Below are 15034 nucleotides of genomic sequence, written 5' to 3' on the forward strand. Positions count from 1 at the left end.
ACGGTCTCAGAGGCCTTCGTGGAGTCGGCCCGGGTTGAACAGCCGCTCCGGATCGAAGGCCTGCTTGAGCCTGTGGTGCAGCTGCAGCAGCGCCGGCGAGAGCGGTGAGAACGGACCGGCTTCCCGGCCGTCGCCGCGCATCAGCGTGGCGTGGCCGCCCACGCGGGCAGCCGCCTGGCGCACGCAGGCGATCGGCTCCCTCGACCGCAGCCAGCGCAGCGCGCCTCCCCATTCGACGAAGCTCTCGCCCGACAGCTCGAGCGGCGGCACGCCTCGCGGCACCGACAGGCGCCAGAGCCGCACGCCCCGGAGCTGGGCCGAGGGATCGAGGTCGAAGAACGGATGCAGCTGGTCGCGCACCGAGGTCCACCACGCGGCGGCGGCCCGCTCGTGAAGTTCGTCCCCCCCCAGGGCCGCCCGGGCGGCCCGCACCGCCGCGGCAGCGCCGTCGAGCCGGACCTGCAGGTGCCCGTCGTGCCAGGCCGTGGCGCCGATCGACAGCGGCTGCGAGGCCCAGGCGGCGAGCCGCCTCAGCGCATCGGCCTGCGTCGCGCAATCGAGACGGATCGTCACCGACGCCGGCGGCCGGGGCAGCGCCTTCAGCGACACCTCGAGCAGCACGCCGAGGATGCCGAGCGAGCCGGCCATCAGCCGCGACACGTCGTAGCCCGCGACGTTCTTGATCATCTGCCCGCCGAAGGAGAGGCATTCGCCCCGCCCGTTCAGCAGACGCACGCCGAGCACGTGGTCGCGCAGCGCCCCCGCCGCGATCCGGCCGGGCCCGCTCAGGCCGGCGGCGACCATGCCCCCCACGGTGCCGCCGGGCGCAAAGCGCGGCGGCTCGAAGGCGAGGTGCTGGCCCCGATCGGCCAGCAGCGCCTCCAGCCTGGCGAGCGGCTCGCCGGCCCGCACCGTCACGACCAGCTCGGTGGGTTCGTAGCTCCGCACGCCCGCCAGCGGGCGCAGGTCCAGCAGGTCGCCGCGCGGCGCTCCGCCGTAGAAGCGCTTGGTGCCGCCGCCGCGGATCTCGAGGCGTCGGCCTACGCTGCGGGCCTCGAGCACCTGCTCGACCAGGCGGAGTTCGGTCGCGTCGGAGGGCGAGAGCGGTTCCATCGTCAGAAGCGCGGCAGGTCCGCGAACGGCAGGCGCCCGCCCCTCACCGTCATGCGGCCGTACTCCGCACAGCGGTTCAGCGTCGGGATGGCCTTCCCGGGGTTGAGCAGCGAGCGCGGGTCGAAGGCCTCCTTCAGGCGCAGCATCTGCTCGCGTTCCTCCTGCGTGAACTGCACGCACATCGAGTTGAGTTTCTCGACGCCCACGCCGTGCTCGCCGGTGATGCTGCCGCCCATCTCGACGCTGGTCTCCAGGATCTCCGCGCCGAAGCGCTCGGCGCGGTGCAGCTGGTCGGGGTCGTTGGCGTCGAACAGGATCATCGGATGCAGGTTGCCGTCGCCGGCATGGAACACGTTGCAGCAGCGCAGCCCGTACCTCACCGACATCTCGCCGATGCGGCCCAGCATCTCGGCCAGCTTGCGGCGCGGGATGGTCGAGTCCATGCAGAGGTAGTCGGGGCTGACGCGCCCGCTGGCCGGGAAGGCGTTCTTGCGCCCGCTCCAGAACTTCAGGCGCTCGGCCTCGCTGGTGCTGATGTCGAAGCGCGTCGCGCCGGCGCCCTCCATCACCGCCACCATGCGCGCGATCTCCTCCTCCACCTCCTCGGGCGTGCCGTCGCTCTCGCACAGCAGGATGGCCGCGGCGTCGAGGTCGTAGCCGGCGTGCACGAAGTCCTCGACCGCAGCGGTCATCGGCTGGTCCATCATCTCGAGGCCGGCCGGGATGATGCCGGCGGCGATGATCGCGGCCACCGCGCGGCCGGCGGTCTCGAGGTCGGCGAAGCTCGCGACGATGCAGCGCGCGATCCGGGGCCTGGGGACCAGCCGCACGGTGATCTCGGTCGCCACCGCCAGCATGCCCTCGCTGCCCACCATCACCGCCAGCAGATCGAGGCCGGCCGCGTCGAGCGCGTCGCTGCCGAACTCGACCGGCTCGCCGTCGGCCAGGTAGCCCCGCACGCGCAGCACGTTGTGCAGCGTGAGCCCGTACTTGAGGCAATGCACGCCACCGGCGTTCTCGGCCACGTTCCCGCCGATGGTGCAGGCGATCTGGCTGCTGGGGTCCGGCGCATAGTAGAGACCGTGCGGCGCCGCGGCCTCGCTGATCGCGGCATTGCGCACGCCGCACTGGACCGTGGCCGTGCAGGCGACCCGGTCGACCGACACGATGCGGTTCAGGCGCGCCAGCGACAGCGTCACGCCGCGCTCGTGCGGCAGCGCCCCGCCGGACAGCCCGGTGCCCGCCCCGCGCGACACCACGGGCACGCCCAGCGCATGGCAGGTGCGCAGCACGTCGGCCACCTGCGACTCGGTCTCGGGCAGCACCACGACCAGTGGCTGCGCGCGATAGGCGGTCAGACCGTCGCATTCGAACGGTCCCGTCTCTTCCTTGCGGAACAGGATGGCGTGGCGCGGCAGCACGGCACTCAGGGCCTCGACGACCCGCGTCTGGAGCGCAGCAGGGGAGGCCGAGGCGGTGGCCGCCCGGCTCGAAGGGGTTCCGGACATCGCGAATCAGCCGTCGAAGGAGGTGCGCCGCGCGATGTCGAGCAGCGTCTTCCACGGCAGCAGCAGCTCGTCGCTGCAGGTGCTCGCCGAATCGATGTAGGCGCGCAGCCGCCGGCCCTGCGTGAGGGCGCGGGGCGCCGGCTCGACACCGGCGTCGGCCGGCCGCGCCGCCTGGCGGTCGAGGCAGCGCATCGGTTCGAGCACCGGCGCCGGGAACACGTCGACGAGCAGGTCGGCGCTGCGCCGAGCCACGCAGGCTTCCTCGCGGCCGTCGAAGTAGCGCGCGAAGTCGTGCACCAGCGCGGCGGTGATCAGCTGGTCGCAGGCGCCGGCCCGACGTGCCAGCGTGGCCGCGCGCTGCCCGGTCCAGCCCGTGGCGGCAAGGGCCGCGCCACATGGCAGGCGCCGCTGGAACTCGTCGAAGCTGCGCGGCGGACCGGCGCGCAACGGTCCCGAACTCGCCACGGGGCCGGCCGCGCCCGCCGGGAGGGGGGCTGGAGTCTCCACGGTGCCCTCTAGTGCGCGAACACCGCCTGGCTTTCCTCGACGTCCCAGGCCTCTTCTTCCGCCTCGCGCCGGACCCGGTCGCGCTCCCGGCCCAGGCGGCCGGAATCGATCAGGTGGCGGACGCAGGTGACGCGCAGGAAGGACGCGAAGTTGGCCGACTCCGACCGATGCGTGGTCGCCTCGTCGTACAGCTTGGTGATCAGCGCGTTCGTCGTGCACTTCTGTTCGGAGGCGATGTCGGACAGGACCCGCCACATCAGGTTCTCGAGCCGGATGCTGGTGATGACGCCGTGGATGCGGACGGATCGCTGCCGAGGTTCGTACTGGAGGGGATCAGCCTGGACATAGAGCTTGCACATCAGGGAGTCCTTCGCGGTGCATTGGATGCGGGCCGCTTGATGGAGTGTTTCACGACGAAGGCGGTCATCGGTAATACGCCGGCATGACGTGCCGGGCCCCCACCGGCCCTCGCCGCCACGGCGCCGGCCAGGGCCCCGTGCTGCGGTGGATCGGTGCGCGGCGAAACGTCGCGACCTGCTCGCGCTTCAGTTTTCGCCATCGTTGCTCGCCTTCACGACATCGTCGAGCTGATAGCGCTCGACCTTCCGGTACAGCGTGCTGCGCGAGATGCCGAGCACCCGTGCAGCCAACGCCAGGTTGCCGTGCACGCGCTGGATCGCCTGCAGGATGGTCAGGCGTTCGGTGGCCTCCAGGCTCGTGAGATCGGCGTCGAGCGCCGGAGCCTTGGCGCCGTCGAGCGTCGCCAGCAGTTCTGCCGGCAACTCCTCCCGCCGCACGATTTCGTCATCGGAGGTGAGCAGGAGCGACTCGATCACGTTGCGCAGTTCACGCACATTGCCGGGCCAGGCATAGGCCCGCAACAGCTGCCGAACGTCCGGGCCGATCTCCCGGCTCGCGACGCCATGGCGCACCGACAGCGTCCGCACGAAGTGGTCGACGAGCAGGTCGACGTCGCCATCGCGTTCCCGCAGGGCCGGCACCTGGATGCGCGTGACGCCGATGCGATGAAAGAGATCGCGACGGAAGCGCCCCGCCTCGACCTCCTGCAACAGATCACGGTTGGTCATCGCCACCAGCCGCACGTCGACCGGCCGCGGCGTGGTGTCGCCGAGCCGGTAGACCACGCCCTCCTCGAGCGCGCGCAGCAGCACCGGCTGCAGGTCCAGCGGCAGCTCGCCCACCTCGTCGAGGCACAGGGTGCCGCCGTGGGCGAGCTCGAAGCGCCCGGCGCGCCCTTCGCTGGTGGCACCGGTGAAGGCGCCGCGCACGTGCCCGAAGAGCTCGCTGCCGATCAGCTCCTTGGTCGTCGCGCCGCAGTTGAAGGCCACGAAGCTGCCACCCTTGCGCTCCTCCTCGTGCAGTGCGCGGGCGAACAACTCCTTGCCCGCTCCGGTCTCGCCCTGGATCAGCACCGAGACCCGGCGGCGCCCAAGCAGCTTGGTGCGCTCGATCGCGCCGCGAAAGACACTGCTGGCGCCCACCACGCCCGGCAGGCACTCCGGCGCCGGGGCGGCGACGAGGGTCGGCGCCGCCGGTGCCGGGAGCTGAGGCAGATCGCCTTCCGGACGCTGCAGGATCCGGCCGATCGAGCGCTTGGGCACGATCAGCAGCGCGCCGATCGCGCTGCCGTCGAGGCGCACCGGGTTCATCCATTCGCCCAGCAGCCCGTCCGGCAGCCGGTTGTTCCAGGCGGAGATCTGGCGCCCCTTGAGACCGTCCGCCAGACGCACCGCGAGATCCGGCGTGAGGCACCCGCTGCTGTGCACGATGCGCGCGTTGCGATCGATCACCACCATGGCGGCGGCGCCGGCCCGACCGGGGTGGTTGAGGCAGGCCTCCAGCAGCACGTTGTGCTCGCGGCTGGTGCGCTCGGCCAGCACCGACTCGATCTGCCGCGCGCACGCCACGGCGAGCGCGAGGTTGTTGAGCTGGAAGGTCGCGGGCGGGCCCGAGATGTCGATCACGCCGAGCAGCTGGTCGGTGCCGGACAGGTAGACCGGGGCGGCCGCGCAGGTCCAGCTCTTGATGCCTTCGCAGAAATGCTGCGCGGCGTGCACCTGGATCGGCCGGCCGGTCGCCAGCGCGGTGCCGATGCCGTTGGTGCCGACCACGCTCTCGTTCCAGTTGCCGCCGTGGGTCAGGTGGATGTCCTGTGCCGCGTCCAGCGTGCGCGCATCGCCCGAGGATTCGAGCACGATGCCGGTGGCATCGGTCAGCAGCATGATCGAGCCCGACTTCGCGAGCAGGTGTGCCGAGGACATGAAGATGCCTTGAGCGGCCCAGACCAGATCGCGGTTGCGCAGCCGGAGCTGCTCGAGCTCGTCGTCGCCCCGGATCGCGAGCGGGGCTTTGCGCGAGCCGGGTTCGACGCCGAAGCGGCGGCTGCGCTGCCACGACGACAGCACGTGCTTGGGCACGGCCGACTGCACGAGCGACTGCCCGGAGACGAACTGCTCCCAGGCCTGCGTGGTCTCCCGAACGCCTTGCGGCTCGAACTCGCCCTGCGGCCCGATCGACAACGGCGTCGTCGTCAGCGGCTTGGGGAAATGGCTGTTGACCATGGCTGTCTCCTCCGACCTGCAGGCTCGTCCGGGCGAAGTGCCTCGGCGTACCTTGTTTGCTCCGGGATTGGGCGTCACGCGCCCCTGCATTGCCATCGGGACCGCTCCCTAGGCGGCTCGCTCCTCCAGCACCACCGGTGCAGACAGTTTCAGGGGCACGCACGAGATCCACAACAGCAGCGTGGTCAGCGCACCGACCAGCACATAGACATACCCGGGCGCGCCGTCCGCCGAACCCGCGGCCAGCGTGCGCCATACCAGCCAGGCGTTCAGCGACACGATGCCGGCCGCCGCCGACCAGGCGGCGACCCGGACCCAGCCCGGGCTGGCGAACTGCCCCATCAGCTGTCGATCACTCGTGAAGCGGACCAGCGGCACGATGGCGAACGGCAGCTGCAGGCTCAGCACCACCTGGCTCAGGATCAGCAGCTGCAGCACGCCGGCGTCGCCCTGGTAGAGCAGCACCCCGACCGCCGGGATGATGGCCAGGCCGCGCGTGAGCAGGCGCCGAGCCAGCGGGCTCATGCGCAGCGACAGGAAGCCCTCCATCACCACTTGGCCGGCCAGCGTGCCGGTCAACGTGGAGCTCTGGCCAGCGGCCAGCAACGCGATCGCGAACACGGTGGCCGCCAGCGTGGTGCCGACCACCGGCGTCAGCAGCTCGTGGGCCTGCTGCAGCTCGTTGACCTCGATGCCCTGGGTGAAGAAGGTGGAAGCCGACAGCACCAGGATCGATGCATTGATGATGAACGCGATGTTCAGCGCCAGCAGCGTGTCGACGAAGTTGTAGCGGATCGCTTCGCGCTGGCCCAGGGGGGTGTGCGAGATGCGACGCGTCTGCACCAGCGACGAATGCAGGTAGAGGTTGTGCGGCATCACCGTCGCGCCGAGGATGCCGATCGCGACCAGCAGGCTGTTGGCGTCGATGCGCGGGACCAGGCCGCCGACGATGTCGCCGAGCACCGGCTGCACCAGCACCATCTCGATCGCCATGCACACGCCGATGGTGAGCACCAGGGCGGCGACCACGGCCTCGAGCTTGCGGATGCCGTAGTGCTGCAACACCATGATGAGCATCACGTCGAAGGCGGTGATGACCACGCCCCACAGCAGCGGGATGCCGAACAGCATGTTGAGCGCGATCGCGCTGCCCAGCAGTTCGGCCAGGTCGCAGGCGATGATCGCCAGCTCGCACAGCACCCACAGCGCCAGCGACACCGGGCGCGAGTAGCCGGCCCGGCAGGCCTGGGCGAGGTCGAGCCGCCCGACGATGCCCAGCCGCGCGGCCAGGCTCTGCAGCAGCACCGCGATGATGTTCGACGCCAGCAGCACCCACAGCAGCTGGTAGCCGAAGCGCGCGCCGCCCTCCAGGTCGGTGGCCCAGTTGCCCGGGTCCATGTAGCCCACGCTCACCATCGCCGCCGGCCCGATGAAGCCGAACATGCGCCACTGTCCCGGAACGCGCCAACGCATGTCCACGCTTTGCTCGAGGTTGGTCATGTCCCTTCCTCCTTCTTCTTGTCGTGCCCGTCGCCCAGCCCGCCGGCCGTCAGAACCAGTGCCTGACGAGGCCGGTGATGGCGATCACGAGGCCTGCGCCCGTGATCGCCAGTCCGCAGATCAGCCGGGTGCGCCGGCGACCCGTCATTGCCGCCCCAGCCGCTCCGCACCCCCGCCCAGCGCCGGGCCCGCGGTGGGATCCATGTCCTCCGGCTTCTTGGCGATGAGCGTCTGCGTGGTGAGGATCAGCGCCGCCACCGAGACGGCATTGCGCACGGCGCTGTAGCTCACCTTCACCGGGTCGATGATCCCGACCGCCGCCAGGTCGACGAAGCGGCCGTCGCGTGCGTCGAGCCCGACCCCCGGCGCCGAGTCCAGCGCCTTGCGCACCGCCGCCGGGCCGTCGAGGCCGGCGTTGGCGGCGATGTGGCGCAGCGGCTGCTGCAGCGCGCGCTGCAACAGGCGAACGCCTTCGCGCACCGCCCCCTCGCTGCGCGCCACCTCGGCATCCAGCCCGCTCGACACCCGCAGCAGGGCCAGGCCGCCGCCCGGGACCACGCCTTCGGCGACCGCCGCGCGTGCCGCGTGGATGGCGTCCTCCACCAGGTGGAGGCGGCGCTTCTGCTCCACCGGCGTGGCACCGCCCACCTGCAGCAGCGCGGTCCCGCCCGACAGCTTGGACAGCCGCTCCTTGAGCTTGTCCTTGTCGATGTTCGGCGGCGCCAGCTCGTGCTGGCGTGCCACCTGCTGGCGGCGCGCGGCGATCAGTGCCGGATCGCCACCGCCGGCGCTGATGACCGTCTGGTTGGACGAGATCCGCACCTGGCGCGCGCGGCCCAGGTCGCGCAGTTCCACCGTGCCCAGGCTGCCGCCGAGGTCGCGCGCGATCACGCGGCCGCCGGTCAGGATGGAGATGTCCTCCAGCATGGCCTTGCGCCAGTGGCCGTACTCGGGCGGATGGACGGCCGCCACCGGGATGCCGGACTTCTCGCGCCAGGCCAGCAGCGTGACGATGCACGCCGGAGCCACCTCGTCGGCGATGATGAGCAAGGGTCGCTTGGCATCGGCGGCCAACGCCAGCAGCAAGGACACCTCTTCCTGCGTCTGGAGCTTCTGGTCCGTCATCAGGATCAGCGGCTGCTCCAGCACCACCTGCATCTTCTCGACGTCGGAGATCATGTGGTGCGACAGGTAGCCGCGGTCGAAGGCCATGCCGTCCACCACGTCCAGCACCGTCTCGACGGTGGTGCCGAACTCGACATCGACGATGCCGTCGGCGCCCACGCGTTCCAGGGCCTCGGCCACCAGGTGGCCGGTGGTCTCGTCGTTCGCCGCCACCACCGCCACCGCGCGCAGGGCCTCGGTGTTCGCGAGCGGTGTCGCCGCCGACTTCAGCAGCCCGATGGCCGCGGCCACACCGCGCTCCAGGCCTTCCACCAGCTCCACCGGATTCGCGCCCTTGGCCAGGCAGGCCAGACCGTCCTGCACCAGCGCATCGGCCAGCACCGTGGCCGTGGTGGTGCCGTCGCCGGCGATCTCGTTGGTCTGCTTCGACACCTCGCGCAGCACCTGGGCGCCGATGTTCTCGAACGGGTCCTCGAGCTCGATCTCGGCGGCGATGCTGACGCCGTCGCGCGAGATGATCGGCGTGCCGATCGGGCGATCGATGATGGCGTTCATGCCGCGCGGGCCCAGCGTCCCGCGGACCGCCTTGGCCAGCTTCGCGACACCCCGGCCCAGCGCCAGGCGTGCCTCTTCGTCATGCAACATGATGTTGGGCATGGCTCGTCTCCTCTGTCTCTCGTGTGGCTGGCTGTTCAAGTGCCCCTGCGATGGACGCCGCGGCGCCCATCGCAGGCGGGGGCACTATTCGTACTGCATCGCTTCTTCCATGTTCCCGAACAGGACCACGGTGTTCTCGTCGACCATCACCATCCGACCGTAGTGGGTCGAGGTGGAGATCTCGAACAGGTGGGGCGTCATCTCGCGGCCCAGCGTCTCGGCGATCTCGTCCATCTTGAACTCGATGCGCCCCTCGCCGTCGATGCGGATCATCGCGGGCATGTAGGTCACGCGGATGCCGGGCTTGGTGGCCATCAGCTCGGCAATCGCGCGCGCCTCGACGCTGTCGTTCATCGTCACACCGCACTGGTGGGACACGGTTTCCTCGAAGGCCAGATCCTTGAAGGCCTTGAAGATCGAACTGCTGTTCGTGGTAGCTGACATGGTGTTGTCCTTGGTTCAGTGGGGTCGGGGGCGTCAGGCGGACAGCGAGGCCGGCAGCGCCACGCCGATCTGCTGCGAGATGGCCTTCACACGCTCGACGGCGGCGGCATAGGCGGACTCGAACTGCGCGACCTTGGTGCGCGGCAGCGACCAGATCGGCTGCAGGTTCTTGGCGGCGCTCACGGCCATGTCGCCGTAGCGCGCCATCCAGCCGGCGAACAGGGCCTTGTTGTGCGCGCCGTGGGTGGCGTCGGCGGTGAGCATGTGGAACAGCTCGACCGAGTTGGCGAGGTTGCGCTGGTAGTCGCCCTCGGCCGAGGACACCACGGTCGGCGTCAGGAAGTCGTTCTGCGCGGCGGCGGCCTGCATGAAGAAGCCGCTGCGGAACAGCTCGCCCACCAGCGGCTCGAACACCATGTTCACCGCGAAGTACTTCTCGAGGTAGTCGGTCGCGCCGCCGATGGCCTCGATCAGCTGGCGCGTGGGTTGCCAGATCGGATCTTCGAGCCACTGCGTCTTGCCGATCTCGGCGTCGAAGCCCTCGATGTCGAGGCCGATGTCACCGAGGTAGAGCGTGATGTCCTGGGCGAAGCGCAGCTTGTACGACGAATTAGTCAGGATCGTCGAGTTGATCATCTGCGTGTAGCCGTAGCGCTGGGCGTGCATCAGCGAGGTGCCGAGCCCGAACTCGGCGTGCTTGTAGGCGCCGAGGTGCTTCTCCAGGACCTTGACCCAGGTCTTGTCGTAGCGCTGCGCGGCGCCCGAGCGGCGTGCGTTCTCGATCGCCTGCGAGATCATCCCGACGATGGTCGACTGGCGCTGGTAGTGGGTGCGCTCCCACTCCTCGTCGACCGAGCGGTAGACGTGCCAGTCGCTCGAGCGCGCGGCAGTCCACGACTCGGTGTAGGTGGTGTCGCCGTTGCCGAAGGACATGATCCAGTCCTGCAGCAGGTAGCGCTTCGGGTCGGGCTGCACGTCGAGGGTCATGTCCTCGTAGTGCGTCGCCTTGCGGCCCTTGGGGGTGAAGTAGTTGTACTTGCGGCTGTCCCAGCCCGCGAAGCGCGCGGAACCGGCGGCGCCCGTCGCGGTCGACGGGGTATCGGGCGTCGTGTTGTTGGTGGCTTGGCTCATGTCTCTCTCCTGATCAATGAACGTGGTTGGGTGCGCTGGCGCTGGCCTGGGTGAACTTGTCGACATAGGTGCGGTCCAGCGCGACGCCGAGGCGCTGCAGGACCGGCAGCAGGGCATCGACCATCGGCGGCGGGCCGCAGGTGTAGGCATCGACCTCGCCGGGCTGGGGACGCGCGCGCTGGATGCGCTCGACGGCCTCGTGCACGAAGCCGGTCTCGCCCTGCCAGGCGTCTTCCTCGGTCGCCTGCGACAGCACGGGGATGAATTCGAAGTCGGGGAGCTTGGCGGCGATGGCCGCGAACTCCTCGACGAAGAACAGGTCCTTGCGCGTGCGGGCGCCGTAGTAGAAGCGGATCGGCCGCTGTTCGCCGCTCTCGATGTGGTCCTGCAGGATCGACCACAGCGGCGACATGCCGGAGCCGCCGCCCACCAGCACCATCGGACCCGGGCGCTCCTCGCGGCGGAAGCAGCTGCCGTACGGGCCCTTCAGCGTGACCGGCGTGCCCGGCTTCAGGTCACCGTCGAGCAGCGACGAGAATGCGCCCTCCGGGTACTTGCGGATGATGAACCGCACCGTGTCCGGTGAGCTCTGCGTGCTGGCCATCGAGTAGGAGCGCGTGACACCGGCATGCGGCACGCTGAGCTCCACGAACTGGCCGGCCCAGAACCGGATCGGCTGCTCGACCTTGATCTCCAGCATGCGGATGTCGTGCGTCAGCGAACTCACCGACACCAGCTCGCCTTCGAAGGTCTTGATCGCGATCGAGCGACGCATCGCGTCCTCGTCGTAGTTCAGCAGTTCGACCGTGAGGTCGCTGTAGGCATAGGTTCGGCACAGCAGCACCTGGCCGCCGTCGCGCTCGTGGTCGGGCAGCGCGAACGTGGAATGGCCCTCGACCTCGGCGTCGCCGTCCAGCACCACGCACTTGCAGCTGCTGCAGCGGCCTTCACGGCAACCGTGAGGCAAGGCGATACCCTGCCGGAACGCCGCATCCAGAACCCACTCCCCCTCTTCCACCTCCATCTCGACGCCGACCGGCTCGAAACGAACGGTGTGGACTGTTTTTGCAGACATGTCTGTCCCCGAATAATCTGGTCCGTCCCGGACGGCACCGCCGCCCGGGACCCCTGAGAACCGCGTCAGAACGGCTTGATCTTGAAGCCGGCGCGGTAGGAGGCGATGTGCTTCTCACGCGCCTCGGGCGTCATCTCGCGCAGCAGCACGAGCGGGCTCTGGAGCTGGTGGCCCCGCACGTGATCCAGCGTCCACATGTGCTTGTCGTCGAAGCGCAGGTGGGGCTGCGAGACCAGCGTCTTGCCGTCCGAGCGGACGAAGCCGAGGTCCTTGATCGCGTCGGCCAGGTCCCAGCCGTGGTAGCACTCTTCCCATTCGCGGCGACCGCTGAAGCGGCCCATCGCCGGCGTCGGGCGGCCCTCGTACTCGGCGGCGAAGGCCGTCTTGTGGGTCCAGCGGCACAGCTCGGAGCAGTAGGTGTAGAGCTTGCCGTCGACCTCGTCGACCACCAGCTCCTCACGGATCACCGCCGGCACCATGCAGCTCCAGCAGCGGTGCGGGTAGACGTAGCCGTTCTCCTGGTCGAACAGCATGTTGGTCTCGCCCGGCACGCTCTTGCGCTCGTACCACTTCCAGAAATCGCCGAACTCCGCGTACCAGCCCGGGTACTTGTGCTCGAACCACTCGAAGTCCTTCTCGGTCTGGGCTTCGATGCGCCAGAAGTTGGCGGGCCAGCCGACCGCGAAGAACTGCGCGACCTTGTGCACGTAGTTCTTCTTGACCAGGCGGTCCCACGCGGCGGAGACGTCGTCGTGGTGGATCTTGACGCCGTACTTCTCGAGCGGGAGCAGGTAGGTGCGGTAGTAGTCCTCGTAGATCCAGCGGTGCCAGAGCTCGGCGTAGGACTCCTTGTTCTTGCTGCGGTCGGTGGTGCCGTACTCGATGATCGTGCCGATGGCGGCATCGACGATGGCGTGGTTCTGCCAGAACGCGTAGCGGATGTCGCGCTCGAGCAGCAGGTGGTTGTCGGGGTCGTTGACCACCGACATCAGCAGCGAGTGGCCGTTGCCGATGTGGCGCGACTCGTCCGACTGCACCGACAGGAACACCGACGACAGCGCGTAGTCGCCGTTGCGGGCGGCTTCCGACGGCATCGCGACGAACAGCGTGTTGGTGAAGCCGGTCTCGGCGACGACCTGCAGGTAGATGTTCGCGGCCGTCAGCGCGTCACCGGTCAGGAAGCCTTCGGCGAACTGGCGGCCGATGGTGGTGGCGTAGCACTTGCCGAACGCGGCCTCGGTGATGTCGAAACCGGCCGGGTCGATGTAGTTCTCCATGTACCACTTCTTCAGGTTCATCTGAATCGTGGAATGGCGGAACTCGTCGACCATCTGCATCGTGAAGCCGGTGCGCAGTTCCTCGCCCGGGGCGAGGCGGCCGAGCATGGACATCGAGCGCGCTGCCGAGATCTCGGGGAAGGGGATGATCGCCAGGAACAGCTTCATCCATTCGACCCAGCGCGGCTTGGTGTTGCGGAACATGTCGCCGCGCAGCGCCGCGTCGAGCGCGCCGTACACGCGGTTGTCCTTCTCCTCCTGCATCGGGAAGTAGGAGCGCAGCACCTGCTTCATCGGGTCGCGCGGGGCCTTGCCGATCTTGTAATCGGTCGGGAAGGTCATCGCTTCCTGGACATAGCTGGGCTGCCATCCGAGGTCGGCGATGCGCCGAGCCGCCTCGGCCACGCTGATCCCTTTCTGGGACGTGATCTTGTTGAGCGTCAAACCTGCTGACATGAAGGTCTCCTTTACTGCTGATCCGTTCGGACCGGTTTGCTGTGCGTCGAGGCCGCGCGGTCGTGCCGCCGACCTGTCCTTGGGCCAGGGCCCCTCCTCTCCATAGCGATCGCTGTGCCACTGCTCGCAATCCCTAGCGAGTTGCCCTTCTTCCCGGGAGAAGCCACGAACGGAGCGCGCATCACGATCGCGCGGCCGTTTCGTTCTGGGTCAGGGACGACCGCCGTGCGTCCGAGCGTGAGACGCGCCGCCATCAGGGTCGTGCGACGCCCGAGCTCGCGAAACGGGATGGCGTTGCGCACGGGGCACCCTCAGGCGGCGGCCACCACACCGGCCGGCGCATCGGCCGCCTTGTCGCTGCCGTCGGGCGCCGCGTGCTGGGCGACGAAGCGGGCGGCGAGCACCAGCGTGCCGATGGCGAAGTCGCGGCCGTGGGCCGTGCTCATCTCGTTCGCGATCTCGGCGATCTGCTGGAAGTAGTTGTCCTTCGATTGCGTCTCTTGGTCGTTCATGTCGATCTCTCCTTCTCTGATGTCGGCCGCGCCGCCGCGGACCGGTGGTGGCTGAACACGGGGTCGGGCAGTTCGATCCAGCCCAGCCACCCGTCCTGCGTGCCGAACGCCAGTCGCTCGCCGTCGGGCGACCAGGCCAGCGCCGAGGGCGCGCCGCCGCCTGCGCCCTTGAGCAGCAGGAAGCTGTCGCTGCCGGGCTGGCACAGCGTGACGGCCCCGCTGTGGTAGCCCGCGGCGATCACGGGGTAGCGCGGGTGACAGGCGACGCTGGTGACCGGCGCCTTGCTCTGGATGCCGCACTCGCGCGGCGCCTGCGAGGCGCCGGGCCGCGCGAAATCCCAGCACACCGGCCGCAGCGCACCGCTGGTGGCCAGTTGCGTCCCATCGGGCGTGAACGCCAGCGACAGCGGCTGGCCCGGGTAGCCGGCCATCTCCATATCGCCGCCGTCCTGCACGCGCCAGCCGTGCAGCGCGTTCTCCTGCATGCCGGTGACCACGTAGCGTCCGTCCGGGCTCCATGCGATCGCGCGGTGGTAGCCCGGCCACGCCAGGCGTCGCGGCAGCGCGGCCTCGTGCCACAGCGTCACGCCACCGGAATGCGCAACGCCGAGCGTGCGCCCGTCGGGACAGAAGGCGATCGCCGTGGCCGACGCCGGCAGCTCGATCTCGTCGGTCCCGCCATGGCGCAGGCGCGCCACGCGCTTGCCGCCGGCATAGACCACGTCGCCCGATCGCCCGCAGGCCACGGCATCGATCCACAGGCCCTGCATGCGCGCCAGCTCCTCGGGTTCGGCACCCGGCCGCACGCGCATCACGCGGCCATCGTCGCCGCCGGTCACGAAGCTGCCGTCGCCATCGGAGGCGAGCGCGTGGCAGCTTCCCGCATGTGCGGTCACGACGGTCGGCGCCACCGCCGGCGCATCGGCCGGCACCAGGCTCGCACCGCCGCCCCGACGCGCTTCGAGGCGCGGGCCCTGGGGCCAGCGCACATCGGCGAACGCCACGCGGCCGTCCCCCATCGCGCAGGCCGCGGTGCGGCCGTCGTGACTCCAGGAGATCGAGACGACCGGGGCCTTCATGTCCCATTGCGTGCCCAGCACGTCGAGCAGAGGCGGGTTCATGGCAGGCTCCTCCGGCGCGGTGTCGA

13 protein-coding genes are annotated in these 15034 nt (G+C 69.7%); all 13 read right to left on the minus strand.

Translation table 11 applies throughout. The features are described 5' to 3' along the window. Positions 1-6 precede the first annotated feature (6 nt). The 13 genes from glcE to C1M51_RS04545 all read right to left on the minus strand — a co-directional run bounded on the left by glcE (position 7) and on the right by C1M51_RS04545 (position 15008). Complete coding sequence (glcE, locus tag C1M51_RS04485) at positions 7-1113, minus strand: glycolate oxidase subunit GlcE (protein WP_129448424.1); 1107 nt, start codon at positions 1111-1113, stop codon at positions 7-9. A gap of 2 nt (positions 1114-1115) precedes the next feature. Further along, the gene (locus C1M51_RS04490; protein WP_129448425.1) at positions 1116-2621 is read right to left on the minus strand and encodes an FAD-linked oxidase C-terminal domain-containing protein; all 1506 of its coding nucleotides are present in this window, start codon (positions 2619-2621) and stop codon (positions 1116-1118) included. A 6-nt stretch (positions 2622-2627) separates the two neighbouring features. Next, positions 2628-3086 carry a hypothetical protein gene (locus C1M51_RS04495; protein ID WP_129448426.1) on the minus strand — a complete coding sequence of 153 codons (459 nt, stop codon included), beginning with the start codon at positions 3084-3086 and terminating at the stop codon, positions 2628-2630. Positions 3087-3136: 50 nt separating this feature from the next. After that, positions 3137-3487: a ribbon-helix-helix domain-containing protein gene (locus tag C1M51_RS04500; RefSeq protein ID WP_129448427.1), complete on the minus strand. Its 351-nt coding sequence runs from the start codon at positions 3485-3487 to the stop codon at positions 3137-3139. A 186-nt stretch (positions 3488-3673) separates the two neighbouring features. Next, complete coding sequence (locus tag C1M51_RS04505) at positions 3674-5710, minus strand: sigma-54-dependent Fis family transcriptional regulator (protein ID WP_129448428.1); 2037 nt, start codon at positions 5708-5710, stop codon at positions 3674-3676. A 108-nt stretch (positions 5711-5818) separates the two neighbouring features. Beyond that, positions 5819-7210, minus strand: a complete 1392-nt coding sequence (locus tag C1M51_RS04510; RefSeq protein WP_129448429.1) for an Nramp family divalent metal transporter — start codon at positions 7208-7210, stop codon at positions 5819-5821. Positions 7211-7354: 144 nt separating this feature from the next. Beyond that, positions 7355-8992: a molecular chaperone GroEL gene (locus C1M51_RS04515; protein ID WP_129448430.1), complete on the minus strand. Its 1638-nt coding sequence runs from the start codon at positions 8990-8992 to the stop codon at positions 7355-7357. Between the two features lie 84 nt (positions 8993-9076). Further along, positions 9077-9436 (minus strand): MmoB/DmpM family protein, encoded by a 360-nt coding sequence (locus tag C1M51_RS04520; RefSeq protein ID WP_011828553.1) that lies wholly within the window; start codon positions 9434-9436, stop codon positions 9077-9079. A 33-nt stretch (positions 9437-9469) separates the two neighbouring features. Then, positions 9470-10567: an aromatic/alkene monooxygenase hydroxylase subunit beta gene (locus C1M51_RS04525; RefSeq protein WP_129448431.1), complete on the minus strand. Its 1098-nt coding sequence runs from the start codon at positions 10565-10567 to the stop codon at positions 9470-9472. A 13-nt stretch (positions 10568-10580) separates the two neighbouring features. Further along, positions 10581-11642, minus strand: a complete 1062-nt coding sequence (locus C1M51_RS04530; RefSeq protein ID WP_011828551.1) for an NADH:ubiquinone reductase (Na(+)-transporting) subunit F — start codon at positions 11640-11642, stop codon at positions 10581-10583. A 65-nt stretch (positions 11643-11707) separates the two neighbouring features. Then, the gene (locus tag C1M51_RS04535) at positions 11708-13375 is read right to left on the minus strand and encodes an aromatic/alkene/methane monooxygenase hydroxylase/oxygenase subunit alpha (protein WP_011828550.1); all 1668 of its coding nucleotides are present in this window, start codon (positions 13373-13375) and stop codon (positions 11708-11710) included. Between the two features lie 311 nt (positions 13376-13686). Then, on the minus strand, positions 13687-13887 hold the full coding sequence (locus C1M51_RS04540; RefSeq protein ID WP_041929536.1) for a hypothetical protein: 201 nt from the start codon (positions 13885-13887) through the stop codon (positions 13687-13689). Further along, positions 13884-15008 (minus strand): WD40 repeat domain-containing protein, encoded by a 1125-nt coding sequence (locus C1M51_RS04545; protein WP_242499969.1) that lies wholly within the window; start codon positions 15006-15008, stop codon positions 13884-13886. Before C1M51_RS04545 ends, C1M51_RS04540 begins: the two co-directional genes overlap by 4 nt. Positions 15009-15034 lie beyond the last annotated feature (26 nt).

The organism is Methylibium sp. Pch-M (assembly GCF_004136295.1).
In the GTDB taxonomy this organism is placed as follows: domain Bacteria; phylum Pseudomonadota; class Gammaproteobacteria; order Burkholderiales; family Burkholderiaceae_C; genus Methylibium; species Methylibium petroleiphilum.

Coding starts and splice junctions, on each gene's coding strand:
- glcE (WP_129448424.1), bottom strand. CDS start 1,113: ATGGAACCGCTCTCGCCCTCCGACGCGACCGAACTCCGCCTGGTCGAG.
- C1M51_RS04490 (WP_129448425.1), bottom strand. CDS start 2,621: ATGTCCGGAACCCCTTCGAGCCGGGCGGCCACCGCCTCGGCCTCCCCT.
- C1M51_RS04500 (WP_129448427.1), bottom strand. CDS start 3,487: ATGTGCAAGCTCTATGTCCAGGCTGATCCCCTCCAGTACGAACCTCGG.
- C1M51_RS04505 (WP_129448428.1), bottom strand. CDS start 5,710: ATGGTCAACAGCCATTTCCCCAAGCCGCTGACGACGACGCCGTTGTCG.
- C1M51_RS04510 (WP_129448429.1), bottom strand. CDS start 7,210: ATGACCAACCTCGAGCAAAGCGTGGACATGCGTTGGCGCGTTCCGGGA.
- C1M51_RS04515 (WP_129448430.1), bottom strand. CDS start 8,992: ATGCCCAACATCATGTTGCATGACGAAGAGGCACGCCTGGCGCTGGGC.
- C1M51_RS04520 (WP_011828553.1), bottom strand. CDS start 9,436: ATGTCAGCTACCACGAACAGCAGTTCGATCTTCAAGGCCTTCAAGGAT.
- C1M51_RS04525 (WP_129448431.1), bottom strand. CDS start 10,567: ATGAGCCAAGCCACCAACAACACGACGCCCGATACCCCGTCGACCGCG.
- C1M51_RS04530 (WP_011828551.1), bottom strand. CDS start 11,642: ATGTCTGCAAAAACAGTCCACACCGTTCGTTTCGAGCCGGTCGGCGTC.
- C1M51_RS04535 (WP_011828550.1), bottom strand. CDS start 13,375: ATGTCAGCAGGTTTGACGCTCAACAAGATCACGTCCCAGAAAGGGATC.
- C1M51_RS04540 (WP_041929536.1), bottom strand. CDS start 13,887: ATGAACGACCAAGAGACGCAATCGAAGGACAACTACTTCCAGCAGATC.
- C1M51_RS04545 (WP_242499969.1), bottom strand. CDS start 15,008: ATGAACCCGCCTCTGCTCGACGTGCTGGGCACGCAATGGGACATGAAG.